Source organism: Agromyces indicus (genome assembly GCF_031432295.1).
GTDB classification, from domain to species: Bacteria; Actinomycetota; Actinomycetes; order Actinomycetales; family Microbacteriaceae; genus Agromyces; species Agromyces indicus.
This window is the reverse complement of record NZ_JAVKGS010000005.1, coordinates 111,671-135,849: the sequence shown is the minus strand read 5'-3', so window position 1 is coordinate 135,849 and position 24,179 is coordinate 111,671. Positions and strand designations below refer to the sequence as shown.

The window sequence follows — 24,179 nt, the reverse complement described above, 5'->3', positions numbered from 1 at the left end:
CGATGGTACTGCAGGGGCGACCCTGTGGGAGAGTAGGACACCGCCGGACATACTTTGAGGAGTGGCCACCCACTGCGTTCAACAGCGAACGCCGGCGGGTGGCCATTCCGCGTTTAAGGCGCCGGTCCGAGCCCGGCAGTACGGTTGAGTCCACGACGGCTCCCCACACGACAGGAAGATTCGTGAGCGATTCGACGCAGCACGGCCCGGGCGACGAGCGTCCCCGGAACGACCGACGACCACGGGACACCGATCAGGGCCGGAACGAGCGGAAGCAGCCCTACCGTCAGCGCCCCGATCGCGACGGCGAGCGACGCGATTCGGATCGGCGTCCGCAGCGCGATGGTGACCGGAAGCCGCATGGTTCGCGTCCGCAGCGCGACGGTGAGCGCAAGCCGTACGGCTCGCGTCCGCAGCGTGACGGCGACCGGAAGCCGTATGGTTCGCGTCCGGACCGTGATGGGGAGCGGAAGCCGTACGGGTCGCGTCCGGACCGTGATGGTGAGCGCAAGCCGTACGGGTCGCGTCCGGACCGTGATGGTGAGCGGAAGCCGTATGGTTCGCGTCCGCAGCGCGACGGTGAGCGGAAGCCGTATGGTTCGCGTTCGCAGCGTGATGGTGAGCGGAAGCCGTACGGGTCGCGTTCGCAGCGTGATGGTGAGCGGAAGCCGTACGGGTCGCGTTCGCAGCGCGACGGCGAGCGGAAGCCGTACGGGTCGCGTCCGCAGCGCGACGGTGACCGCAGGTCGTCTGACCGGTCGGCTGACCGTCGCCCGCGGGAGGATGCCGGCGTCCGTCCCGAGCGGTATGGTGCCGCCGAGCTGCAGGTGCGTCCGCGGCACGACGACCCGGAGGTGCCCGAGCGCATCCAGCCGAAGGACCTCGACCGGAGCGCCCGCGCGGAGCTCAAGACGCTGACGAAGGAGAACGCCGACTGGGTCGCGCGTCACCTGGTCGCGGCGGCGGAGGCCCTCGAGGACGACCCCGCGCTCGCGCATCGGCATGCCCTCTCGGCGTCTCGCCGGGCAGGGCGCATCGCGATCGTCCGTGAGACGCTCGCGATCACCGCCTACGCGACCGGCGACTTCGCGCTCGCACTGCGAGAGCTCCGGACGTATCGCCGCATCTCCGGCAGCGACGAGCAGTTGCCGCTCATGGTCGACAGCGAGCGCGGCGTCGGCCGGCCGGATCGCGCGCTCGAGCTCGGCCGCTCCGTCGACCGTTCGACACTGCCGGCATCCGTGCAGGTGGCCCTCGCGATCGCCATGTCGGGAGCACGACTCGACCTCGGGCAGCCCGAGCTGGCCCTCGCCGAGCTCGAGATCCCGCAGCTGGACCCCGACCGAGCCTTCTCGTACAGCCCGGCGCTGTTCTCGGCGTACGCCGAGGTGCTCGAGGAAATCGGCCGTGCCGACGACGCGGCCGCCTGGCGCGATCGCGCCCGCCGTGCCGAGGCGGCCCTGGCGGGGGAAGGGCTCGACCTCGTCGAGGTGTTCGACCTCGAGGGCACCGAGCCGAGCGGCGTGGACGTTCCGGCGCCCCAGTCCGTGGAGTCCGACGAGCCGGCCGCGGGTGCTGAGGCGGAGCCCGAGGCCGGAGACGCCGCCGACGCGATCGAGCCCGAGGTGGCGGCGATCCTCGCCGAGACGGCCGACCTCGAGGCGGATGACGCATCGGACGAGCCCGGCGAGGCCGAGCCCGAGCGCGCATGAGTCCCGTGTTCGCGCGGCGCCGCGAGGGCGCCTCGCCGCTCGAGGGCGTCGACGCGATCTTCGCCGATCTCGACGGCGTGGTCTACGCCGGCCCGCACGCCATTCCCCACGCGGTCGACAGCCTCAACCGCGCCGCGGAGTCCCGTCCAGTGGCCTACCTCACCAACAACGCCTCGCGGACCGACGAGCAGGTGGCGGCGCACCTGACGTCGCTCGGGCTCCACGCGACCCCCGACGCGGTCGTGACCTCGCCGCAGGCGGCGATGCGGCTGCTCGCGGCATCCGTCGCCCCCGGCGGCCTCGTGCTCGTGGTCGGCGGGGACGGCATCGTCGCGGAGCTCGAGCGCGGCGGCTACCGCGTCACGCGGTCCGCCGACGACGGGCCCGACGCCGTCATGCAGGGATTCCACCCCGACGTCGGCTGGCGACAGCTCGCCGAGGCGACGTTCGCGCTGAACGCGCACGGCGGCCCGGGGGAGCCCGGCGGCATCCCGTGGATCGCGACGAACATGGACTGGACGATCCCCGTCGAGCGCGGCGTCGCTCCCGGCAACGGCACGCTGGTCTCTGCCGTGCACACCGCGGCCGGCCGCTTCCCGGAGGTCGCCGGCAAGCCCGAGACGCCGATCTTCGACGTCGCGCGCGACCGCTTCGGAGCCTCCAACCCGCTCATGGTGGGCGACCGGCTGGACACCGACATCCGCGGGGCGAACCGCGCCGGGATCGCGTCGGCGGTCGTGCTCACGGGCATCGACCGGGCCAAGCAGGTGCTGGCCGCGGATGCCGCGAGCCGGCCGGACTTCATCCTCGGCGACCTCCGTGGGTTGCACGAGCCGTACCCCGAGATCCAGCGGCGACGCGGCGCCGTCAGCGTCGGCCGCGCGTCGGTGCGGGTCACCGGACGCACGGTGGAGATCGAGCGCGACGGCGACGACCCGCTCGACCTGCTGCGCGCCGCGTGCCACGCCATCTGGGAGTGCGGCACGGCCATCCATGCACTCCAGGTGCCCGAGCGGCTCTACCGCTGACCCAGCGCGGGCCCGCTGATCGTTCCGTGTCGGCGACCGCCGCGTGGGCGGCGCCGGGTACCGTGGAAGGGTGAGCACCGCAGACCTGGAGCGCGACGCGTCCGAGCACGACCCCGACGCCGCCGAGGCGACGGCCGACGCGCTCGAGGGGATCGAGGCCGCGCCGCTCGAGGAGCGCGCGGCCGGCTACGACGCACTGGCCGAGCGGCTCCGCACCGAACTCGAGCGGTCCGACCCGGCTCGCGCCGCGGGATGACGGGCGGCGGTGAGCGACTCGACGCCGCACTCGCGGCGCGCGGGCTCGCGCGGTCGCGCACGCACGCCGCCGCGCTCATCGCCGACGGCGTGGTGAGCGTCGACGGGCGACCGGTCACGAAGGCGGCCCACCGGGTGACCGACGATGCGGTGCTCGAGGTCGCGGCATCCGACCACTACGTCAGCCGCGCCGCACACAAGCTCATCGCCGCGCTCGACGCCTTCGGCGTCGACCCCGCCGGTCGCGTCGTGCTCGACGCCGGCGCATCGACAGGCGGGTTCAGCCAGGTGCTGCTGGAGCGCGGGGCGAGCACCGTGCTCGCCGTCGACGTCGGCCACGGGCAGCTCTCGCCGCAACTGGCCGGCACGCCCGGACTCGTCGCCGTCGAGGGATGCAACGTGCGCCACCTCGACCCCGAGACGCTGGCGCGGCTCACCGGCGTGGACGAGCGACCGACCCTCGTCGTCGCCGATCTCTCGTTCATCTCCCTCGCGACGGTGCTCCCGGCGCTCCGCGACACCGCGGACCCGACGGCGGAGTTCGTGCTGCTCGTCAAGCCGCAGTTCGAAGTCGGTCGCAGCAACACGCGAGAGGGTGTCGTCCGCGACCCGGCCGCGCGCGAGGACGCCGTCATGGGCGTGCTCTGGGCCGGCCACGACCTCGGCCTGAGGACCGCCGGCGTGCACTCCTCCCCAATCGCGGGGACGCACGGGAATCGCGAGGTGCTCGTGCTCCTCAGCCCGAGCCGAGGCGGCGATCCGTCAGAATGGTCGGGTCGGGTCAGAGAAGCGACGGGAGGCGTCACGGCGTGAGCGATGCACGGCATTTCCTCGTGGTGTCGCACACTGGCCGGCAGGCCGCCCTCGAGGCGACGGCCGACGTGTGCGGGCAGCTGGTCGCCGCCGGCGCCGTCCCGGTCATCGCCGCCGAGCAATGGCACGACGTGCTCCGCCAGCTCCCCGAGCTCGAGGGGATGGTGCGCCGACTCGAGGAGGTGTCGCCCAGGCACCTCGAGCTCGTCATCGTCCTCGGCGGCGACGGCACCATCCTGCGGGCCGCCGAACTCACGCGCGAGCACCCGGTGCCGCTCCTCGGCGTCAATCTCGGGCACGTCGGGTTCCTCGCCGAGAGCGAGCGCGACGACCTCGGCTACACCGTCGGACGAGCGGTCGCGCGCGATTACACGGTCGAGGAGCGCATGACGCTCTCGGTTCGGGCGAAGGTCGGCGACGACGTCGTCTACGAGGGCTGGGCCCTCAACGAGGCGACGGTCGAGAAGGCCGAGCGCGAGCGGATGCTCGAGGTGGTCATCGAGGTCGACCGGCGCCCGCTGTCGTCGTTCGGCTGCGACGGCGTGGTGATGTCCACGCCCACCGGCTCGACCGCCTATTCCTTCTCGGCCGGCGGACCGGTCGTGTGGCCGGCCGTCGAGGCGCTGCTGCTCGTACCGCTCAGTGCCCATGCGCTCTTCGCCCGACCGCTCGTGGTCGGGCCGGATTCGTCGCTCGCGGTCGAGGTGCTCCAGCGCACCGAGGCATCCGCCGTGATCTGGTGCGACGGGCGACGCATGTTCGAGCTGCCGCCGGGTGCTCGGGTCATCGTGCGCCGTTCGCCCGTGCCCGTCCGGTTGGCACGCCTGCACCAGGCCCCGTTCACCGACCGGCTCGTCAACAAGTTCCAGCTCCCCGTCACGGGGTGGAGGGGGCCGGTCGCCGGTGATTGAGGAACTCGCCATCCGCGACCTCGGCGTGATCGCCGAGGCGACGCTGCCGCTCGGACCGGGCTTCACCGCCGTCACGGGCGAGACCGGAGCGGGCAAGACGATGGTGGTGACGGCACTCGGGCTGCTCCTCGGCGCCCGCGCCGACGCCGCCACCGTCCGGGCCGGCGCCAAGCAGGCGTGGGTCGAGGGGCGCTGGCTCCTCGAGGACGCCGAGGCCGTCGCCGAGCGCGTCGTCGACGCCGGCGGCGACCTCGACGGGGGAGAGCTGCTCCTCGGCCGCTCCGTCTCCGCCGAGGGCCGCAGCCGCGCCATCGTGGGCGGGCGCAGCGCACCCGTCGGAGTGCTCGGCGAGCTCGCCGACCACCTCGTGGTCGTGCACGGGCAGGCCGACCAGCAGCGGCTCCGCTCGACCGCCGCCCAGCGCGACGCGCTCGATCGCTTCGCCGGCGCCGATCTCGCGGCCGCACTCGAGGCGTATCGCACCGCCTACCGGACCTGGCGATCCGACGCGGACGAGCTCGCGCGCCTCCGCGAGGAGCACGACGCGCGTGCCCGCGAAGCCGAGGAACTCCGCATCGCCCTCGAGGAGATCGAGACGGCCGATCCGCAGCCCGGCGAGGACGCGGCGCTGGCGGAGCGAGCGGACCGGCTGACGAACCTCGAGGACCTGCGACTCGCCGCCGCGCAGGCGCACGAGCTCATCTCCGCCGAAGCACCGGCCGACGACACGCCGGACGCCGTGACCCTCGTCGAAGCAGCCCGCCGCCACGTCGACCGCGTCGTCTCCCACGATCCCGCGCTCGCGCCGATCGCGGAGGCGGTCGCCGGGGCCGGCTTCGCACTCGCGGATGCCGCGGCCGAACTGTCCGGCTACCTCGCCGGCCTCGACGCCGACGGCGCGGCCGAGCTCGAGACCGTCCAGGAGCGTCGAGCCGTGCTCGCGAGCCTCATGCGCCGGCACGGGTCGCTCGACGAGGTGCTCGCCTTCCGCCATCACGGCGGACTGCGCCTCGTCGAACTCGACGGCGACGACGACCGCATCGCCGAGCTCGAGCAGGCCGTCGAGCGACGTGCCGCCGAGGTCGGCGAGCTGGCCGACCGGGTCAGCGCGCTCCGGGAATCGGCGGCCGAGCGGCTCGCGGGCGCCGTGACCGCCGAGCTCGCCGCGCTCGCGATGCCCGACGCCGAACTCACCGTGACCGTCGACCGCACGGTCGAGCCGGGGCCCAACGGGCGCGACCAGGTGTCGATCCTGCTCCGCCCGCACCCCGGCGCCGAGCCGCGTCCGGTCTCGAAGGGCGCGTCCGGCGGCGAGCTCTCCCGCGTCATGCTCGCGATCGAGGTCGTCATCGCCGGCGCCGACCCGGTGCCCACCTTCGTCTTCGACGAGGTCGATGCGGGCGTCGGCGGTGCTGCGGCGATCGAGATCGGCCGCCGGCTCGCGCGGCTCGCCGAGCGAGCGCAGGTCATCGTGGTCACCCACCTGGCGCAGGTCGCGGCGTTCGCCTCCAACCACCTGAGCGTCGTCAAGGGCACCGACGGCCGCGTCACCGCCTCGAGCGTGCGCCAGCTGCACGGCGCCGACCGCGAGGCGGAGATGGCGCGCCTGCTGTCCGGCCTGGCCGACTCCGAGAGCGGACTCGCCCACGCGCGCGAACTCCTCGAGATCGCCGACGCGGCGGCCTGACCTTCGATCCGGCCCGACGGAGGGACGCAGGTCGGAGCCGCGGCGGGAGCGGCATCCGTCATCGTGCTTGACCCGGCGACACGCCCGGACCGCCCGACCGAGCCGAGCGGACTCCTTATGTCGGGGCATTCCCAGCTGGGAGTCGCATAGACTGGGAGCCCGTGGTGGATGATCGCGGCGCAGACATTTCGAACACTGACCTCACGAACGATGTGACCAAGCACATCTTCGTGACGGGCGGTGTCGTTTCCTCATTGGGCAAGGGGCTCACGGCGGCCAGCCTGGGCAACCTCCTCACGGCCCGGGGCCTGCGGGTGGTGATGCAGAAGCTCGACCCCTACCTCAACGTCGACCCGGGCACCATGAACCCGTTCCAGCACGGCGAGGTGTTCGTCACCGACGACGGCGCCGAGACCGACCTCGACATCGGGCACTACGAGCGGTTCCTCGACATCAACCTGTCGCAGGCCGCGAACGTCACGACCGGGCAGATCTACTCCACCGTCATCGCCAAGGAGCGCCGCGGCGAGTACCTCGGCGACACCGTGCAGGTCATCCCGCACATCACCGACGAGATCAAGCGCCGCATGCGCCTCCAGGCGACCGAGACGCCCAAGCCGGACGTGATCATCACCGAGATCGGCGGCACCGTCGGCGACATCGAGTCGCAGCCCTTCATCGAGTCCGCGCGCCAGGTGCGCCACGAACTCGGACGCAAGAACGTGTTCTTCGTGCACGTCTCGCTGGTGCCGTTCATGGGCGCGTCGGGCGAGCAGAAGACCAAGCCCACCCAGCACTCGGTGGCCGCGCTGCGCTCGATCGGCATCCAGCCCGACGCCCTCGTGCTGCGCAGCGACCGCCCCGTGACCGAGGGGAACAAGCGCAAGATCGCGCTCATGTGCGACGTCGACGAGGCGGCGGTCGTGAACGCCGTGGACGTGCCGTCCATCTACGACATCCCGACGATGCTGCACGACCAGGGGCTCGACGCCTACCTCATCGAGGCGCTCGGCCTCGGCGACCAGGCGGGCGACGTCGACTGGTCCGGATGGCGCGACCTGCTCGAGGTCGTGCACGACCCGAAGCACGAGGTCACCATCGGACTCGTCGGCAAGTACATCGACCTCCCCGACGCCTACCTGTCGGTGACCGAGGCGCTCCGCGCGGGCGGCTTCGCGAACGAGACCAAGGTCCGGATCGAGTGGATCCCGTCCGACGAGTGCCGCACGCCCGAGGGCGCCAAGGAGCGCCTCGCGCACCTCGACGGAATCCTCGTGCCCGGCGGGTTCGGCGTCCGCGGCATCGAGGGCAAGCTCGGCGCGCTCCACTTCGCGCGCGAGAACGGCATCCCGACGCTCGGGCTCTGCCTCGGCCTGCAGTGCATGGTCATCGAGTACTCCCGCAACGTGGCCGGCCTCCCCGGCGCGTCGTCGAGCGAGTTCGACCCCGACACCCAGTTCCCCGTCATCGCCACGATGGAGGAGCAGGTCGAGATCATCGCGGGCGGCGACCTCGGCGGCACCATGCGCCTCGGCCTCTATCCCGCGAAGCTCGACGAGGGCTCGATCGTCGCCGAGCTGTACGGCTCGACCGACGTGTCCGAGCGCCACCGCCACCGCTACGAGGTGAACAACGCGTACCGCGACCGGATCGCCGAAGCCGGCCTCGTCTTCTCCGGCATGTCGCCCGACCGGCACCTCGTCGAGTTCGTCGAGCTGCCCCGCGAGACGCACCCGTTCTACGTCGCGACGCAGGCCCACCCCGAGCTCCGGAGCCGCCCGAACGACGCGCACCCGCTCTTCCGCGGGCTCGTCGCCGCCGCCCTCGAGCGCCAGCAGGCCAGCCTCCTGTTCGACGTCGAGAATGCCTGAGTCGCCGCCGGCCGACGAGTTCGTCGACCTGCCGCTCCTCGACCGGGAGACCGTGTTCGAGGGGCGGATCTGGGACGTGCGCCGCGACGCCTTCGCCTACGGCGACGACGCGACGCGCATCGAACGCGAGTACGTGGACCACCCCGGCGCGGTCGCCGTGCTCGTGCTCGACGACGAGGAGCGCGTCCTGCTCGTCAAGCAGTACCGCCACCCGGTCCGCGCGCGCGACTGGGAGATCCCGGCGGGCCTGCTCGACGTGCAGCACGAGCCCGCGCTCGAGGCCGCGCAGCGCGAGCTCGCGGAGGAGGCCGACCTCGTGGCATCCGACTGGGCGGTGCTCGCGGACTACTTCACGACCCCCGGCGGCAGCAGCGAGGCGATCCGGATCTTCCTCGCCCGAGACGTGCGCGCCACCGACGCCCCGTTCGACCGCGAGCACGAGGAGGCGGACATGGAGCTCCGCTGGGTGCCGCTCGACGAGTGCGTCGACGCCGTGCTCGCGCGGCGGCTCGGCAACCCGTCGCTCACGATCGGCGTGCTCGCCGCGGCCGCGGCCCGCGACCGCGGGTGGCGGAGCCTGGCCCCGGCTGACGCGCCGTGGCCGGCCCACCCCGCCAACCGACCGGAGGCCTAGTGGACTCGCGCGCGGTCGACGACTACCTGCGGCACCTCACCGTGGAACGCGGCCTGGCGCGCAACACGCTCGCCTCCTACCGGCGCGACCTCGCGATCTACGAGGCGTGGCTCGACTCGGCCGGCATCGAGGGCCCAGAGCGAGCCACCGAAGCCGACCTGTCGGCATTTCTCCGCCACCTGAGCGCCGAACGTGAGCCGCGCCTGGCCGTGTCGTCGATCGCCCGGGTGCTCTCCGCGGTGCGGGGCCTGCACCGGTTCCTCGCCGAGGAGGGGCGCACGCCGACCGACCCGTCCCGGGAACTTCGGCCGCCGAAGCAGCCCACGCGGCTGCCCAAGGCGATCCCCGTCGAGCAGGTGGCCGCCATCATCGAGGCCGCGCGCGTCGGCGACGACGTGATCGCCCTGCGCGACGTCGCCCTGCTCGAACTGCTCTACGCGACCGGCGCACGCGTGTCGGAGGCCACCGCGCTGAACGTCGACGACCTCGTCGAGGACGAGGTCGTGCGGCTCTTCGGCAAGGGCGGCACGCAGCGCATCGTGCCCGTCGGCAGCTACGCCCGCCGCGCGATCGACGCCTACCTGGTGCGCTCCCGTCCCGTGCTCTCCGCGCGCGGCCCCGCCACGCCCGCGCTCTTCCTCGGCACGCGCGGCCGCCGCCTGTCGCGGCAGGCCGTCTGGCAGGTGCTGCAGGATGCCGCGGAGCGGGCCGGCGTCGCGGCATCCGTCTCACCCCACACGCTGCGGCACTCGTTCGCGACCCACCTCCTCGCGGGCGGCGCCGACGTGCGCGTGGTGCAGGAGCTGCTGGGACACGCCTCCGTGGCGACCACGCAGATCTACACGCTCGTCACGGCCGATACACTCCGGGAGATGTACACGACCGCGCACCCCCGCGCTCGTTAGAATCGACCAAGCATCGCAGCCGACAACGGGAGAGAGAACCGCACCGTGACCAAGGAGACCTACGACCCGGCGGACGGCACCGCCACGCTGGAGTCGGATCTCGGTCCCACCGGTCGGCCCCTCCGCCAGTTCGCCGAACCGCCGCACCTGGCCTCGCACGGCCCCGCGCGCATCATCGCGCTCTGCAACCAGAAGGGCGGCGTCGGCAAGACCACGACGACCATCAACCTCGGGGCCGCGCTCGCCGACTACGGCCGTCGCGTGCTCGCGATCGACTTCGACCCGCAGGGCGCGCTCTCGGCGGGCCTCGGCGTGCAGACGCACGACGTGCCGACGATCTACGACCTGCTGCTCTCGCGCAACGTCCAGCCGCGCGACGCGATCCAGGCGACCCGCGTCGACGGGCTCGACGTGATCCCGGCGAACATCGACCTGTCGGCCGCCGAGGTGCACCTCGTGACCGAGGTGGCCCGCGAGCAGATCCTCGCGAGCGTGCTCCGCAAGGTGTCGGGCGACTACGACGTGATCCTCATCGACTGCCAGCCGTCGCTCGGCCTGCTCACGGTGAACGCGCTCACCGCGAGCCACGGCGTGATCATCCCGCTCGAGTGCGAGTACTTCGCGCTCCGCGGCGTCGCGCTGCTCATCGAGACCATCGACAAGGTGCGCGACCGCCTCAACCCGGCGATCACGCTCGACGGCATCCTCGCGACCATGTACGACGCCCGCACGCTGCACTCGCGCGAGGTGCTCGAGCGCGTGGTCGAGGCGTTCGGCGACCAGGTGCTCGAGACCGTCATCACGCGCACGGTGAAGTTCCCCGACGCGACCGTCGCGGCGACGCCGATCACCGAGTTCGCGCCCGAGCACCCGGCCTCGCGCGCGTACCGGCAGCTCGCCCGGGAGCTGGTCGACCGTGGCGCGGTCGCCTGAGCCGAGCGCGGCGGCGATCGACGGCGCGGCGGGCGCCGCGATGACGGATGCCGCGGCGCCCGCGCCCGTCGACGGCGCCGCCGAGTCCGCGCCCGATGCGGGGTTCCGCGTGGCCCTGTCGAACTTCGAGGGCCCGTTCGACCTGCTGCTCTCGCTCATCGCCAAGCACGAGCTCGACATCACCGAGGTGTCGCTCTCGGCCGTGACGGACGAGTTCATCGCCTACCTGCGCGGCATCGAGACGAACGAGGACCTCGACCGCGCGAGCGAGTTCCTCGTCGTCGCGGCGACGCTGCTCGACCTGAAGGTCGCCGGGCTCCTGCCGCAGGGCGAGCTCGTCGATGCCGAGGACGTGGCCCTGCTCGAGGCGCGCGACCTGCTCTTCGCGCGCCTGCTGCAGTACCGCGCATTCAAGGAGGCCGCGCGCTGGTTCGGCGGGCGGATCGAGGCGGAGTCGTTGCGGCACGCCCGCACGGTGCGGCTCGAGGAGCGGTTCCGCCAGCGCGAGCCCGAACTGCGCTGGACCCTCGGCGCCGACGACTTCGCCGCGCTCGCGATGCTCGCGCTGACGCCGCGCGAGATCCCCGTCGTGGGGCTCGACCACCTCCACGCGCCGCTCGTGTCCATCCGCGAGCAGGCCGCCCACGTCGTCGCCGTGCTGCGGCGCGGCGACCCCGTCACGTTCCGGCAGCTGATCGCCGGCGTCGACCGCCCCGGCATCGTCGTCGCGCGGTTCCTCGCCGTGCTCGAGCTCTACCGCAACGCCGCGATCGGGTTCGAGCAGCTCGAACCGCTCGGCGAACTGACGCTGCGGTGGGCGGCCGGGGACGGCTGGTCCGACGACCGACTCGAGAGCCTGGGAGCCGACTATGACGACTGAGACCTCCGACGCGAGGGAGACCGCCGCGGTCGGCGAGGGCCCGGAGGTGTCGGTGTCGACCCCGCTCGACGTGCCCGGCCAGCCCCGGCTCGACCTCGACCGTGCCCTCGAGGCCATCCTGTTCATCGCCGACGAGCCGCAGTCGCTCGTGCATCTCGCCGCGGCGGTCCAGCGTCCGCTCGCCGAGGTCCGTGCGGCCATCGCGCGGCTGCGCGCCGACTACGACGGGGGAGCACCCTCGGGCGAGCCGCGCACCGACGCGGGGGAGGCGGCCCCGGCCGGCGGCATCCGTCGTGCCTTCGAACTGCGCGAGGTCGGTGGCGGGTGGCGCTTCTACGCGCGCGCCGAGTACGACCGCCTCATCACCGACGTCGTCACCGCCCAGACCTCGACCCGGTTGTCGCAGGCCGCGCTCGAGACGCTCGCGGTGATCGCGTACAAGCAGCCGATCTCCCGGTCGTCGATCGCGTCCATCCGGGCGGTGAACGTCGACTCAGTGGTGCGCACGCTGCTCGGCCGCGGCCTCATCACGGAGGTCGACACGGACGAGGAGACCGGCGCCATCCTGTACGGCACGACCGACGTGCTGCTGACGAACCTCGGCGTCTCGTCGCTCGACGAACTGCCGCCGATCTCGCCGCTGCTCGACGGCGGCCAGGAGGGATTCGAACGTGACCACGCCTGACCAGCCCGGCGGCGCCCCCGAGGGGGTGCGGCTCCAGAAGGCGCTCGCTGCGGCGGGCGTCGCGAGCCGGCGCGTGGCCGAGCAGCTGATCGTCGAGGGTCGCGTGGAGGTCAACGGCCGCGTCGTGACCGAGCTCGGGTCGCGGATCGACCCGGTCGCCGACAAGGTCGCGGTCGACGGCACGGCGGTGCAGCTCGACCAGGAGAAGCGCTACTTCATGCTCAACAAGCCGCGCGGCGTCGTCTCGTCGATGCGCGACGAGCAGGGCCGGCCCGACCTCCGCACGTTCACCGACGCGCTCGACGTGCGCGTGTTCAACGTCGGCCGGCTCGACGGCGACACCAGCGGACTGCTTCTCCTCACCAACGACGGCGAGCTCGCCCACGTGCTCGCGCACCCGTCGTTCGGCGTCGAGAAGACCTACATCGCCAAGGTGAAGGGCCGGATGACGCCGCAGACGCTGCAGCAGCTGAAGCGCGGCATCGACCTCGAGGACGGCCCCATCCGCGCCGACCGGGCGAAGATCCTCCAGACGCAGGCCGGAGCCGGCCACACCATGGTCGAGGTGACCCTCCACTCCGGACGCAACCGCATCGTGCGCCGCATGCTCGACGCCGTCGGACACCCCGTCGTGGAGCTCGTGCGCCGCCAGTTCGGGCCGCTGCACCTCGGCACCCTGAAGTCGGGCGCCCTGCGCGAGTTGACTAGAGTCGAACTCGGCGCGCTGCTCACGATCGCGCGGGCCGCGGACGAGCAGCGGAAGGGGAACGGCTGAGGTGGTCGAGTCACGACTGGTCGGGCCGGTCCGCGTCGTCGGCACCGGCCTGCTCGGCACGAGCATCGCACTGGGACTCCGGGGCCGCGGCATCGACGTGATCCTCGCCGACGCGTCGCCGACGCACGTGGCGCTCGCCGTCGACCTCGGCGCGGGGCGCCCCGCCCTGCCCGGCGATGCCCCGCAGCTCGTCGTCGTGGCCGTCCCGCCCGACGTCACGGCCCGCGTCGTGGCCGACGAGCTCGCCGCGTTCCCCGACGCGATCGTGACGGATGTCGCGAGCGTCAAGGCCGGCATCCTCGCCGAGCTCGAGTCGACCGGCGCCGACGTCGCCCGCTACATCGGCTCGCACCCCCTCGCCGGTCGCGAGCGCGGTGGGCCCCTCGCCGCCCGCGCCGACCTCTTCGCCGGACGGCCCTGGGTCGTCGCCGCGCACGACGAGATCAGCTACCAGCGCGCGAGCGCCATCGACGACCTCATCCTCGACCTCGGTGCGACGCTCGTCGAGATGACCCCGGAGGAGCACGACCGCGGCGTCGCGCTCATCTCCCACGTGCCGCAGGTCGTCGCGACGATCATGGCGCGGCGGTTCATCGACGCGCCGAACGCCGCGCTCGGGCTCGCCGGACAGGGCGTGCGCGACGTGACCCGCATCGCGGCGAGCGACCCCGACCTGTGGGTGCAGATCCTCGGCGCCAACGCCGGGTCCGTCCGCGACATCCTGCTGGCCTACCGCGACGACCTCGACCGGTTCATCGAGGCGCTCGCCGACCCGGCCGCGCCCGGCGCCCGCCGCCGCGTCGCCGAGGAGCTCACGGGCGGCAACACGGGTGTCGAACGCCTGCCCGGCAAGCATGGCACCGACAAGCGCTTCACGACCGTCATCGTCATGGTCGACGACCGGCCGGGCCAGCTCGCCCGGCTGCTCGCCGAGGTCGGCGAGATCGGCGTGAACCTCGAAGACCTCCGCCTCGAGCACTCGCCCGGCCGCCAGGTCGGCCTCGCGGAGATCGCGGTCGTGCCCGAAGCGGCCGACCGACTCACCACCGAGCTGGCCGCACGCGGCTGGCGGATCGCAGGATAGAACGTGCCCCACCCACCCCAGTCCACCCACCCCGTCGAATACCCCGTCGTCGTCGCCATCGACGGCCCCGCCGGCAGCGGCAAGTCCAGTGTCTCGAAGGAGGTCGCGCGCCGGCTCGGCTGGGGGTTCCTCGACACTGGTGCGGCCTACCGGGCGCTCGCCTGGCACGCGAGCGCGTCGGGCGTCGACACGGATGACGCGGCATCCGTCGTCTCGTGCCTCGACTCGTTCGACTACCGCATCGGCACCGACCCGCACGGGTACGCCGTGCACGTCGGCGACACGGACGTGACCGAGGCGATCCGCGAGCCGGGCATCTCGGCGGTCGTGAGCGCGGTCGCGCGCGTGCCCGAGGTGCGAACGCACCTCATCGAGGTGTTCCGGGCGATCATGGCCGCCGAGGAGCGGCCGGGCATCGTCGTCGAGGGACGCGACATCACCACCGTCGTCGCCCCCGACGCCCCGGTCCGAATCCTGCTCACCGCCTCCGAGGCCGTGCGCATGGCGCGTCGTTCGGCCGAGCTCGTCGGCCACTCGGCCGCCGCGACCGGCGCCCAGTTGCGCGCCCGGGATGCCGCGGACTCGAAGGTCGTCGACTTCATGAACGCCGCGGAGGGCGTCACCACGGTGGACTCGACCGACCTCGACTTCGACGCGACCGTGGAGGCGGTGCTCGCCGTCATCCGCGATGCTCAGGTTCGTACTGGTTGAATAGACAGGTTGTGCGCTCGCGCGCGACCCCCGAGACCTTCCAGGAGCTGACATGACCGACCGCGACGACGAGTTCGACGCCCCCGACGACGATCTCGCCGAGCGCCTCGCCGGCGTCGACGAGGAACTCGCCGAGCAGCGCGCGGCCGCGCTCCGCTCGGGCCTCGAGGAGTACGACCTCGACGAGGAGGACCTCGACCTCCTCGAGCTCTCCGACGAGGGCGAGGAGGGCATCCGCTTCCTGCCGGCGCTGCCGGTCATCGCCATCGTGGGCCGCCCGAACGTCGGCAAGTCCGCGCTCGTGAACCGCATCCTCGGCCGCCGTGAGGCAGTCGTCGAGGACACTCCCGGCGTCACCCGCGACCGCGTCTCCTACAAGGGCGAGTGGCTCGACCGCCGGTTCACGCTCGTCGACACCGGCGGCTGGGAGCCGGACGCCAAGGGCATCGACGCGTCCGTGGCCGCCCAGGCCGAGGTCGCGATCGACCTCTCCGACGTGGTGCTGTTCGTCGTGGACGCCACCGTGGGTGCGACCGCGACCGACGAGCACGTGGTCCGGCTGCTCCGGAAGACCAGGAAGCCCGTGTTCCTGGTCGCCAACAAGGTCGACGACGCCCGGCAGGAGCCCGAGGCCGCCGCGCTCTGGAACCTCGGCCTCGGCGAGCCGTACCCCGTGTCGGCCCTGCACGGCCGCGGCGTCGCCGACCTGCTCGAGGAGGTCTTCACGGTCCTCCCGCAGGTCTCGGCCGTGGCGAAGGAGGAGTTCGGCGGTCCCCGCCGCGTGGCGATCCTCGGCCGGCCGAACGTCGGCAAGTCGAGCCTGCTCAACAAGGCCGCGCGCGAGGAGCGCGTGGTCGTGAACGAGCTCGCGGGCACGACGCGGGACCCGGTCGACGAGCAGATCGAGCTCGGCGGCAAGGTCTGGCGCTTCGTCGACACCGCCGGCATCCGCCGCCGGGTGCACCTGCAGCAGGGCGCCGACTTCTACGCATCGCTGCGCACGCAGGCGGCACTCGAGAAGGCCGAGGTCGCCGTGGTGCTGCTCGACGTCTCGCAGCCGATCTCCGAGCAGGACGTGCGCATCATCGACCTCGTGCTCGAGTCGGGCCGCGCGCTCGTGCTCGCCTACAACAAGTGGGACCTCCTCGACGACGACCGCCGCCGGTACCTCGAGCGCGAGATCGAGCAGGACCTGCACCACGTGGCGTGGGCTCCGCGGGTGAACATCTCGGCGAAGACGGGACGCCACCTCGAGAAGCTCGTGCCCGCCCTCGAGACGGCGCTCGAGTCGTGGGACACGCGCATCCCGACGGGCAAGTTCAACGCGTTCCTCACCGAGCTCACGCAGGAGCACCCGCACCCGGTGCGCGGCGGCAAGCAGCCCCGGATCCTGTTCGGCACGCAGGCCTCCACGCGCCCGCCGACGTTCGTGCTGTTCACGACCGGCTTCCTCGACCCGGGGTACCGCCGGTTCATCCAGCGCCGCCTGCGCGAGATCTACGGCTTCGTCGGCACGCCCATCGTCACGAACATGCGCGTGCGCGAGAAGCGCCAGCGCTAGGCGGCCCTGCCGGCGAGCGGATGCCGCAGCGCCGGGGGTCCGCCCACGCGGTCACGCCGGCGCGGGGCGGTGCGCTCCGAGCGCCGGGAGCGCCCACGCGCGCGTCCGGATCGCACGCGGGCGGCTGAACGCCGTGCGCACGCCGGTCGAGGCCAGGACCGAGTCGGGCAGTCGATCGGCCAGGTCCGGGAAGCCGCTCGCCGCGAGGAGTCCGTCGTCGAGCTCGAGGAGTTCCGCACGCTGGAGCGGCCACGGCGCATGCGTGTTCCGCGCCCACATCGTGCGGCCGAGGTGCCGCTCGTGGTACCCCCACCGGTCGGTGAGGAAATGGGCGAGCGCCGCATCGGGCGCGTGCTCCGGGAGCGGTTCGCCCAGGCGCGCACGGATTCGAGTGGCCGGCCCGGCGGGGCCGTGACGGCGGCTCCGGAAGTCGAGCTCGAAGCCAGCGGCATCCGCTCGCCTCGTGACGCCGGAGCGTGCCCAGTGGTAGGGCAGGCCGAAGCCGACCCGCGCGGCGAGCACTGGCAGCAGGCGCCCGGCCTCGAGGGTGCGGAACACGACGCCGTGCCGACCCGACGCGTCGCGCGCGTACAGCCGCACGTTCACCTCGACGAACGTACCGAGGCGGTGCAGCGGGGGCAGGGGCGGGAACCGGGTGTCGGCGAGCACGAACGGGATGAGCCCCACCCAGGTGGCGCCGTCGACGATGTCGGGTCGCGTGCCCTTCGGAAGGAACCGCTGCACGCGAGACGGCTCCACCCGCCAGTGCAGGAACAGCAGGTCGCGCCAGTGCTGCTCGACGACCACGCGTCCCGGCAGCGGGGGTGCGGTGCGGGGCAGTCCGTCCACGCAGTCCATCCTGCCGCGACCGCCCGTCCGAACGCGAGGGGGCGCGCCTGCGTAGGCTCAGGGCATGGGAACATCCGGCGGCGTGCTCGGCGACCGAGGGCTCGCGGTGCTCGCAGGCGTGCACCGCTGGGTCATCCGGGTCACCGGAGGCCGCCTCGGATGGCGCATCGGACGACTCATCACCGTCGAACTCCACACGGTCGGACGTCGCACGGGGCGGCCGCGGACCACGATCCTGTCGGCGCCCATCGCCGAGCCGGACCGGGTGGTCCTGGTCGCGTCGAAGGGTGGAGACGACCGGCATCCGGCCTGGTACCTGAACCTCGTCGACCATCCCGACGTGGTCGTCGACTTCCGTGAGGGGAGCCGGCCCATGCGGGCGCGCACTGCGACGCCCACGGAGAAGGCGGAGCTCTGGCCGCGGATCACCGCCGCCTATCCCGGCTACGAGCACTACCAGCGCCGTACCCGTCGCGAGATCCCGGTGGTGATCTGCGAACCCCTGCAGTGAGCGACCCCGCCCGACGGTTGACGGGACGAGCGCGGACCCCGAGCATGGGCGGATGGGGGAGCGCGACGAGGACGCGGGGACGATCGTGCTGCGTGCGCTCGTCGACGTGCGGGACCGCCTCGAGGAGAACCGGCCCCTCGCGCTCGCGGACGAGCCGGACGGGCTGCACCAGATGCGCACGAACGTGCGTCGCCTGCGCAGTCTCCTTGCCGCCTACGGGCCGGTGCTCGACGCCGGCGTGGTGACCGGGCTGCGGCGCCGGCTCCGCGAGCTCGGCCACGAGCTCGGCACCGTGCGCGACCTCGAGGTGCGCGTCCAGGTGGCCGAGGCCGCGCTCGCGGAAGCCGACGAGGTGGGGCGCTTCGCGACTCCCGACGAACGGGCGCGCGTGCGCAGCATCCTGATCGACGACGAGACCGCCGCCCACGAGCGTGCGCACGCGCGGTTCGCCGAGCGGCAGCGGTTGCCGCGGGCCGTCGCCAGGCTGGAGGAACTGGATCGCGTGCTGCGCGACCCGCCCCTCGTCGAGCGGGCGGGACGGCCCGCGCACCGCGAGCTCGCCCGGCTGCTCGACCGCGAGGCCCGTCGCGCGGCGAAGCGGGCCCGTCGACTGCCGGATGACGCGGGAGCCGAGGACCTGCACGAGCTGCGGAAGGCCGCTCGGCGGCTGCGCTACGCCGCGGAGGCGGTGACGCAGCCGCCCGTCGAGCTGTTCGGCGAGCGGGCTGTGGCGCTGGCCGAGGCGGGCGACGAGATCCACGACGTGCTCGGCGATCACCGCGACGAGCTGCTCTTCGCGGAGCACCTTCGGCGTGCGGCCGCGCATGAGGCGCACGCGGGTCGACCGGGCGACGCGCTCCACCGGCTGGCCGAGGACGCCGACGCACGCGCCGACCGCCATCTGGGGCGCCTGCCCGATGCGGTCGACGACCTGCTCGATGCGGCACGGAGGTGGCACGCGAAGCACGGGTAGCGGATCGGGCTCCGCTGCTCACTCGGCGAGGCGGCGCTGCATCACCACCCGGTGCGGCTTGGGGCGCGCGACCTCGGTGAAGCCCGCCGCCTCGAACATCGAGACGGTGCCCGGGAACAGCTCGGCGGCGGGCGGCTTGTCGCGTTCGGCGGGGTCGACGGCGTAGGCCTCGACGACCCGTGCGCCGCGCTCCCGGGCGGTCTCGACGGCCGCAGCGGCGAGGGCGGTCGCGACGCCCCTTCTGCGGAAGCGTCGCGGGATGACGAAGCACGAGACCGACCAGATCCCGGCGTCCGCGAAGTCCGGTTCGGTGGTGGCGGAGCCGACGGGGCTGTGCTGCAGGCGGACGAGTGCCGGGCGTGGTTCGACCGCGCACCATCCCACGGGCGTCGCACCGTCGTACGCCAGGAGGCCGGGACCCGGCCCGGGCTCGGCCAGTTGCGCGGCGAGCCGCTCGCGGAGCTCGGCCGGCGTCGCCTCCCGCCAGTCGGCACCGCGCACCTTGTACCACTGGCACCAGCAGCCGGCCGGGTCCCCGCGCGTGCCGAACACCGCCTCGACGTCGGCGAGGGGGACCGAGGCGGCGGGGAGGATGCGCAGGCTCGCCGGCGAGGGCGCGTGGTCGGGATCGGGTCGGTCCATGGGGCGACCTTATCGCCGTGCGCCGACATCCGCTCGCCGTAGTGAATGAGGGTAATCATGAAGTAACATCACGATATGACCCCCGACCCCACCGTGCTCGACCGGTTGCTCGAGATCAGCGAGCTCTTCCAGCGCGATCTCGCCCGCGAGTTCTCCGGCACGTCATTGACCACTGCCCGCACCCGCGTCCTCTGGGAGCTCGTGCATGCCGGGCCGTCCACGCAGCAGGCCCTCGCGACCCGCCTCGAGGTGAGCGCCCGCAACGTCACCGGCCTCGTCGATGCGCTGGAGCAGGCCGGCTACGTCGAACGCACGCCTCACCCGACCGACCGCCGGGCGACGCTCGTCACGCTCACCCCGCCCGCCGAGGAACTCATGCGCGAGATGCAGCGCGACCACCAGGAGCTGTCGGCGACCCTGCTCGAGGCCGTGCCGGCGGCCGATCGAGACGCCTTCCTCCGTGGCCTCGACGCGGTCGCCGAACGCCTCCGGGGACTCGTCGCCGCCTCGGGTGCCGGCCGCACCGCAGCGCCGCCGATGGAGCCGGTCCCATGAGCGCCGACGTCCAGCGGGCCGCCCGGCCGTCCGTCGCTCGTCGCCTCGGCGTCTTCGCGCTGCGCGCGCTGAAGCTCGAGCTCCGCATCTACGCGAGCATCGGTCGACTCGTCGCCCGCCGTCCCGCCGTCGCGCCCGGAGCCACCGGATTCGCCTACCACGCCCCGGTGTTCACGATCCTCATGGTGTTCATCGTGCTCTCGGCGGTCGAGATCCCGATCATCGACCTGATCGTGCACCGGTGGCCCGTCGTGCGCATCTCGTTCCTGATCCTCGGCATCTGGGGGCTCACTTGGATGATCGGCCTCCTCGCGGCCTACCTGATGCGCCCGCACACCGTCGGACCCGACGGGATCCGCGTGCGCGAAGGCCTCGAGATCGACCTGCCGCTGTCCTGGGACGACATCGCGTCCGTCGCGCTCGACCGCCGCACCGACGAGCCCAAGTCACCGAGGGTGACCGAGGCGGACGGCACCCGCATCCTGTCGCTGCGGATGCAGGACCGGACCGTGATCACCATCGAGCTCGAGCGGCCGACGATCGTCGCCCTGCCCGGCACCGCGCCCAAGGGCGGCCGGCAGGCGGTCGACGAGGTTCGCATCTGGGTCGACGACCCGAGCGGGTTCATGGCCGCCGTGCGACGGCACATCTGAGCTGAGCACGGCCACCGCCGACCGGATGCCGCGGCGGTCCGCGTGTGCACGAGCACCCCCTCCGATGCCGCTATGATGGTCGAGTTGTCTTCTGCGGGAACGCGGAGGACATCGGGCTGTGGCGCAGCTTGGTAGCGCACTTGACTGGGGGTCAAGGGGTCGCAGGTTCAAATCCTGTCAGCCCGACCGGAGAGGCCCGGAACCACGCGAATGTCGCGAGGTTCCGGGCCTTCGTCGTCCCTCCCGCGCCGCCCGGCACGGCGCCCGAGGCCGTACGGTGAAGGACATGGACACGGTGCTCGCGGTCGGCGCGGTCATCACCGATGCCGACGGTCGCGTGCTCCTCGTCCGGCGGGCGCACGAGCCGCAGCGCGGACGGTGGTCCGTCCCCGGCGGCCGCGTCGAACCGGGGGAGACGCTCGAGGCGGCGGCGGCGCGCGAAGCGCTCGAGGAGACCGGGCTGCGCGTCCTGGTGGGCCGGGAACTCTGGACGATCCGCGTCCCCGCCGGGACCGGCATCGAGTACGAGGTCCACGGCTTCGCCGCAGCCGTCCTCGGCGGGACGCTCGACCACGGCGACGACGCCGACGATGCGCGCTGGGTCCCGTCCGGCGACCTGCCGGGGATGCGGCTCACCACCGACCTGCTCGAGCTGCTGCGATCGGCGGGCATCGTCTCGATCGACGCTCCGGTGGCGGCCGACGCTCCGGCGACCGCGACACTCGACGGGGACCGGCACTGATGGGGTTCACGCGCGCCGAGCTCGAGTCGTTCCGGGGCCGGAGCGTCGACGACCTCATGCCCGAGCGTCCCAGGCTCGTGTTCGTCGGCATCAACCCCGGCCTCTGGACCGCCGCCACCGGCACCCACTTCGCCCACCCCGGCAACCGGTTCTACCCCGCCCTCGTCGCGGCGGGCATCATCCCGCGGATGCCGCGCTTCGCCGATGGGTTCACCGAGGAGGACCGGCGGATGTTCCTCGACGCCGGCATCGGCATCTCCAACCTCGTGCACCGGGCCACCGCCCGGGCCGACGAACTCGACCGCGCCGAGCTGCGCGCCGGGGCGGCGAGGCTCGCCGCCGACGTCGCCGCGTGGCATCCGCTCGTCGTCGCGATCGTCGGCCTCACCGCCTATCGGCTGGGCTTCGACCGGCCGAAAGCCAGGGCGGGTCGCCAGGAAGAGCGGCTCGCCGACGCCGAGCTCTGGGTGGTGCCCAACCCGAGCGGGCTCAACGCGCACGTGACGGTCGCCGATCTCGCGGCGGCGTATGCCGAACCGGCGCGCGCTGCGGGGATCGAACTGCACCCTCCGGTGCGCTGAATCAGTCGGCGACCGTGCCGTCCGGGCGGCGTGACGAAGGTCCCGCGGACCACACGGGAGCAGATGCGCATAATGGATTGATGAATCCGTCAATCCATTAGGGGAGTGCATGTTCTCGGACGCCAGTCGCCCGCTGTACGAGGTCAAGGCCAACCTCTTCAAGGGCCTCGCGCACCCGCTCCGGGTGCGCGTGCTCGAGGTGCTCGCGTCATCCGCCGGCGAGACGCCCGTCTCCGACCTGCTCGAGGCGACCGGACTCGAGGCCTCGCACCTCTCGCAGCACCTCGCCGTCCTCCGCAACTACGGGCTCGTCACCGCCGAGCGCCGCGGCAACCAGGTGCGCTACCGGCTCGCGTACCCGCAGGTCGCCGACCTGCTGCGCGTCGCGCGGGCGCTGCTCGCCGAGGTGCTGCAGACCACCGAGCGGCAGCTCCTCGAGCAGTCCGCGCTGCCCGACCTCGCTCCGCCCGAGACGGCCGACGCGACCACGGATGCCGCAGCGACCCGGACCGGCGCATGACCGCCGCGCCCGCGCCCGCGTCCGCGCAGCGCGCCGCACGCGCCATCCGCTCGCTGCTGCCCGCCGCCACCGACTACCGCGACGTGCGTCGCACCTGGAAGGGCGACCTCGTGGCGGGGATCACGGTCGGCATCGTCGCGCTGCCGCTCGCCCTCGCCTTCGGCGTGAGCTCGGGCGCCGGGGCGGCGAGCGGCCTGATCACCGCCATCGTCGCCGGCGTCGTCGCGGCCGTGTTCGGCGGATCGAACGTGCAGGTGTCCGGTCCGACCGGAGCGATGGTCGTCGTGCTCGCGCCCATCATCGCCGCGCACGGACTCGGCGCGCTCGCGATCGTCGGCGTGCTGGCCGGGCTCATGGTGCTCGCCACCGGCGTCCTCCGGCTCGGCCGGGCCGTCACGTTCATCCCCTGGCCGGTCATCGAGGGCTTCACCCTCGGCATCGCCGTCATCATCTTCCTGCAGCAGGTGCCCTCCGCGCTCGGCGTGCCCGCGACCGAGGGCGTCAACGCGGTCGTCGGCGCCGTCGACGCGGTGACGCGCGCATCATGGCCGGATGCCGCGTGGGCCCTCGTCGTCGTCGCGGTCGTCGCCGCGATCATGCTCGCCGCCCCGCGCATCCACCCGCTCGTGCCCGGCTCGATCATCGCGATCGTCGTCGCGACCGTCGTGACCGCGCTCGCCGCCGCGCCCGTCGCCACGATCGGCGAACTGCCCTCCGGGCTGCCCGCGCCGGTGGTGCCGGCCATCGACCTCGAGACGCTCGGCGCGCTCCTGCTGCCCGCCGCGACCGTCGCGGCCCTCGCCGCGATCGAGTCGCTCCTCTCGGCGCGGGTCGCGGCGACCATCTCCGACACCGGTCCGTACGACGCCGACCGCGAGCTCGTCGGCCAGGGGCTCGCCTCGGTCGCGTCCGCGCTGTTCGGCGGCATGCCGGCGACGGGCGCGATCGCCCGCACCGCGGTGAACGTCCGCTCGGGTGGTCGGACGCGGCTCGCCGCGGTCCTCCATGCCGTGCTGCTCGCCGGGATCGTCGCGGTCGGCGCCGCCGTCGTCGCCGCCATCCCGCTCGCTGCGCTCGCGGGCGTGCTCATGGTCACCGCCACCCGCATGATCTCGCTGGCGACCGTCCGCACCGTCATGGGAGCCACGCGGGCCGACGCGACGGTGTTCGTCGGCACCGCGATCGTGACCGTGAGCGTCGACCTGATCACCGCGGTCCTCGTCGGCATCGCCGTCGCCGCGTTCCTCGCCCTGCGCACGCTCGCCCGATCGAGCGGCGTGCACCGCGAGGAGCTGCCGGCTCCCGCGGCGGCCGGCGACGACCGCATCGCGCTGTTCCGTCTCGAGGGTGCGCTGTTCTTCGGCGCGGCCGAGCGGATGCTGCAGCGGGTCGGCGCGCTGCGCGACGTCGACGTGGTCATCATCCGGATGTCGCAACTCCAACTGCTCGACGCCACGGGCGCCCAGGTGATCACCGAGCTCATCCACGCGCTCGAGCGGCGCGGGGTCACCGTGCTGGTGAAGGGCATCCAGGGCCGCCACCTGGAGCTCGCGACGCGAGTGGGCGTGATCGCCTCCCTCCGGCACCGCAACCACCTCTTCGACGACCTCGCCGCCGCCGTCGAGCACGCCCGCAGCCACACCCGGCGCGCCGCGGAGGCGCACGGCTGAGCGGCTCCGCGGCGCGTTCGGCAAGCCCCTGCCGCGGC

26 protein-coding genes and 1 tRNA gene are annotated in these 24,179 nt (G+C 73.1%); 25 read left to right on the top strand and 2 right to left on the bottom strand.

The annotated features are described in order from the left end of the window. Nucleotides 1–854: 854 nt before the first annotated feature. The 16 genes from RH861_RS15765 to der all read left to right on the top strand — a co-directional run bounded on the left by RH861_RS15765 (nt 855) and on the right by der (nt 16,445). Nucleotides 855–1,712 carry a hypothetical protein gene (locus RH861_RS15765; RefSeq protein WP_310521790.1) on the top strand — a complete coding sequence of 286 codons (858 nt, stop codon included), beginning with the start codon at nt 855–857 and terminating at the stop codon, nt 1,710–1,712. Further along, complete coding sequence (locus RH861_RS15760) at nt 1,709–2,740, top strand: HAD-IIA family hydrolase (RefSeq protein WP_310521789.1); 1,032 nt, start codon at nt 1,709–1,711, stop codon at nt 2,738–2,740. Before RH861_RS15765 ends, RH861_RS15760 begins: the two co-directional genes overlap by 4 nt. A gap of 70 nt (nt 2,741–2,810) precedes the next feature. Beyond that, nucleotides 2,811–2,996: a hypothetical protein gene (locus RH861_RS15755; protein WP_310521788.1), complete on the top strand. Its 186-nt coding sequence runs from the start codon at nt 2,811–2,813 to the stop codon at nt 2,994–2,996. Beyond that, a complete protein-coding gene (locus RH861_RS15750; RefSeq protein ID WP_310521787.1) occupies nt 2,993–3,808 on the top strand; it encodes a TlyA family RNA methyltransferase in 816 nt (271 codons plus the stop codon). The genes RH861_RS15755 and RH861_RS15750 overlap by 4 nt, the downstream gene beginning before the upstream one ends. Further along, entirely contained in the window at nt 3,763–4,719 is a 957-nt protein-coding gene (locus RH861_RS15745) for an NAD kinase (protein WP_282573416.1), read from the top strand. Before RH861_RS15750 ends, RH861_RS15745 begins: the two co-directional genes overlap by 46 nt. Then, complete coding sequence (gene recN, locus RH861_RS15740) at nt 4,712–6,406, top strand: DNA repair protein RecN (RefSeq protein WP_310521786.1); 1,695 nt, start codon at nt 4,712–4,714, stop codon at nt 6,404–6,406. Before RH861_RS15745 ends, recN begins: the two co-directional genes overlap by 8 nt. A 212-nt stretch (nt 6,407–6,618) precedes the next feature. After that, on the top strand, nt 6,619–8,277 hold the full coding sequence (gene pyrG / locus RH861_RS15735; RefSeq protein ID WP_310521785.1) for a CTP synthase: 1,659 nt from the start codon (nt 6,619–6,621) through the stop codon (nt 8,275–8,277). Next, complete coding sequence (locus RH861_RS15730) at nt 8,270–8,911, top strand: NUDIX domain-containing protein (RefSeq protein WP_310521784.1); 642 nt, start codon at nt 8,270–8,272, stop codon at nt 8,909–8,911. Before pyrG ends, RH861_RS15730 begins: the two co-directional genes overlap by 8 nt. After that, nucleotides 8,911–9,816 (top strand): site-specific tyrosine recombinase XerD, encoded by a 906-nt coding sequence (gene xerD, locus RH861_RS15725; RefSeq protein WP_310521783.1) that lies wholly within the window; start codon nt 8,911–8,913, stop codon nt 9,814–9,816. The genes RH861_RS15730 and xerD overlap by 1 nt, the downstream gene beginning before the upstream one ends. Before the next feature lie 45 nt (nt 9,817–9,861). Continuing rightward, the gene (locus RH861_RS15720) at nt 9,862–10,749 is read left to right on the top strand and encodes a ParA family protein (RefSeq protein ID WP_067945234.1); all 888 of its coding nucleotides are present in this window, start codon (nt 9,862–9,864) and stop codon (nt 10,747–10,749) included. Nucleotides 10,750–10,789: 40 nt separating this feature from the next. Continuing rightward, the gene (locus RH861_RS15715) at nt 10,790–11,629 is read left to right on the top strand and encodes a segregation and condensation protein A (protein ID WP_067945468.1); all 840 of its coding nucleotides are present in this window, start codon (nt 10,790–10,792) and stop codon (nt 11,627–11,629) included. Next, nucleotides 11,619–12,314 (top strand): SMC-Scp complex subunit ScpB, encoded by a 696-nt coding sequence (gene scpB, locus RH861_RS15710; protein WP_310521782.1) that lies wholly within the window; start codon nt 11,619–11,621, stop codon nt 12,312–12,314. The genes RH861_RS15715 and scpB overlap by 11 nt, the downstream gene beginning before the upstream one ends. Continuing rightward, nucleotides 12,301–13,089 (top strand): pseudouridine synthase, encoded by a 789-nt coding sequence (locus RH861_RS15705; RefSeq protein WP_067945238.1) that lies wholly within the window; start codon nt 12,301–12,303, stop codon nt 13,087–13,089. The genes scpB and RH861_RS15705 overlap by 14 nt, the downstream gene beginning before the upstream one ends. Before the next feature lies 1 nt (nt 13,090). Next, on the top strand, nt 13,091–14,173 hold the full coding sequence (locus RH861_RS15700; RefSeq protein WP_310521781.1) for a prephenate dehydrogenase: 1,083 nt from the start codon (nt 13,091–13,093) through the stop codon (nt 14,171–14,173). A 3-nt stretch (nt 14,174–14,176) separates the two neighbouring features. Beyond that, nucleotides 14,177–14,884, top strand: a complete 708-nt coding sequence (gene cmk, locus RH861_RS15695; RefSeq protein WP_067945241.1) for a (d)CMP kinase — start codon at nt 14,177–14,179, stop codon at nt 14,882–14,884. A 52-nt stretch (nt 14,885–14,936) separates the two neighbouring features. After that, the gene (der, locus tag RH861_RS15690; RefSeq protein ID WP_310521780.1) at nt 14,937–16,445 is read left to right on the top strand and encodes a ribosome biogenesis GTPase Der; all 1,509 of its coding nucleotides are present in this window, start codon (nt 14,937–14,939) and stop codon (nt 16,443–16,445) included. 51 nt (nt 16,446–16,496) lie between these two features. Here der and RH861_RS15685 read toward each other — a convergent pair whose 3' ends face one another. Continuing rightward, complete coding sequence (locus tag RH861_RS15685) at nt 16,497–17,303, bottom strand: YqjF family protein (protein ID WP_310521779.1); 807 nt, start codon at nt 17,301–17,303, stop codon at nt 16,497–16,499. A 55-nt stretch (nt 17,304–17,358) separates the two neighbouring features. On the opposite strand from RH861_RS15685, the gene RH861_RS15680 reads away from it, so the two are divergent. Beyond that, complete coding sequence (locus RH861_RS15680; RefSeq protein ID WP_310521778.1) at nt 17,359–17,805, top strand: nitroreductase/quinone reductase family protein; 447 nt, start codon at nt 17,359–17,361, stop codon at nt 17,803–17,805. A gap of 52 nt (nt 17,806–17,857) precedes the next feature. Then, nucleotides 17,858–18,778, top strand: a complete 921-nt coding sequence (locus tag RH861_RS15675) for a CHAD domain-containing protein (RefSeq protein ID WP_310521777.1) — start codon at nt 17,858–17,860, stop codon at nt 18,776–18,778. Between the two features lie 18 nt (nt 18,779–18,796). On the opposite strand, the gene RH861_RS15670 is transcribed toward RH861_RS15675, so the two are convergent. Beyond that, entirely contained in the window at nt 18,797–19,420 is a 624-nt protein-coding gene (locus RH861_RS15670) for a GNAT family N-acetyltransferase (protein ID WP_310521776.1), read from the bottom strand. A gap of 75 nt (nt 19,421–19,495) precedes the next feature. On the opposite strand from RH861_RS15670, the gene RH861_RS15665 reads away from it, so the two are divergent. The 7 genes from RH861_RS15665 to RH861_RS15635 all read left to right on the top strand — a co-directional run bounded on the left by RH861_RS15665 (nt 19,496) and on the right by RH861_RS15635 (nt 24,141). After that, the gene (locus RH861_RS15665; RefSeq protein ID WP_310521775.1) at nt 19,496–19,975 is read left to right on the top strand and encodes a MarR family winged helix-turn-helix transcriptional regulator; all 480 of its coding nucleotides are present in this window, start codon (nt 19,496–19,498) and stop codon (nt 19,973–19,975) included. Continuing rightward, nucleotides 19,972–20,628, top strand: a complete 657-nt coding sequence (locus RH861_RS15660) for a hypothetical protein (RefSeq protein WP_310521774.1) — start codon at nt 19,972–19,974, stop codon at nt 20,626–20,628. The genes RH861_RS15665 and RH861_RS15660 overlap by 4 nt, the downstream gene beginning before the upstream one ends. Nucleotides 20,629–20,740: 112 nt before the next feature. Next, nucleotides 20,741–20,814, top strand: a tRNA-Pro gene (locus RH861_RS15655). A 100-nt stretch (nt 20,815–20,914) separates the two neighbouring features. Further along, the gene (locus RH861_RS15650; protein ID WP_310521773.1) at nt 20,915–21,370 is read left to right on the top strand and encodes an NUDIX domain-containing protein; all 456 of its coding nucleotides are present in this window, start codon (nt 20,915–20,917) and stop codon (nt 21,368–21,370) included. Beyond that, nucleotides 21,370–21,951 carry a mismatch-specific DNA-glycosylase gene (locus tag RH861_RS15645; RefSeq protein WP_310521772.1) on the top strand — a complete coding sequence of 194 codons (582 nt, stop codon included), beginning with the start codon at nt 21,370–21,372 and terminating at the stop codon, nt 21,949–21,951. The genes RH861_RS15650 and RH861_RS15645 overlap by 1 nt, the downstream gene beginning before the upstream one ends. 109 nt (nt 21,952–22,060) lie before the next feature. Continuing rightward, nucleotides 22,061–22,471, top strand: coding sequence for an ArsR/SmtB family transcription factor (locus RH861_RS15640; protein WP_248598948.1), 411 nt, complete (start codon nt 22,061–22,063; stop codon nt 22,469–22,471). After that, on the top strand, nt 22,468–24,141 hold the full coding sequence (locus RH861_RS15635) for a SulP family inorganic anion transporter (protein ID WP_310521771.1): 1,674 nt from the start codon (nt 22,468–22,470) through the stop codon (nt 24,139–24,141). The genes RH861_RS15640 and RH861_RS15635 overlap by 4 nt, the downstream gene beginning before the upstream one ends. Nucleotides 24,142–24,179: the final 38 nt, after the last annotated feature.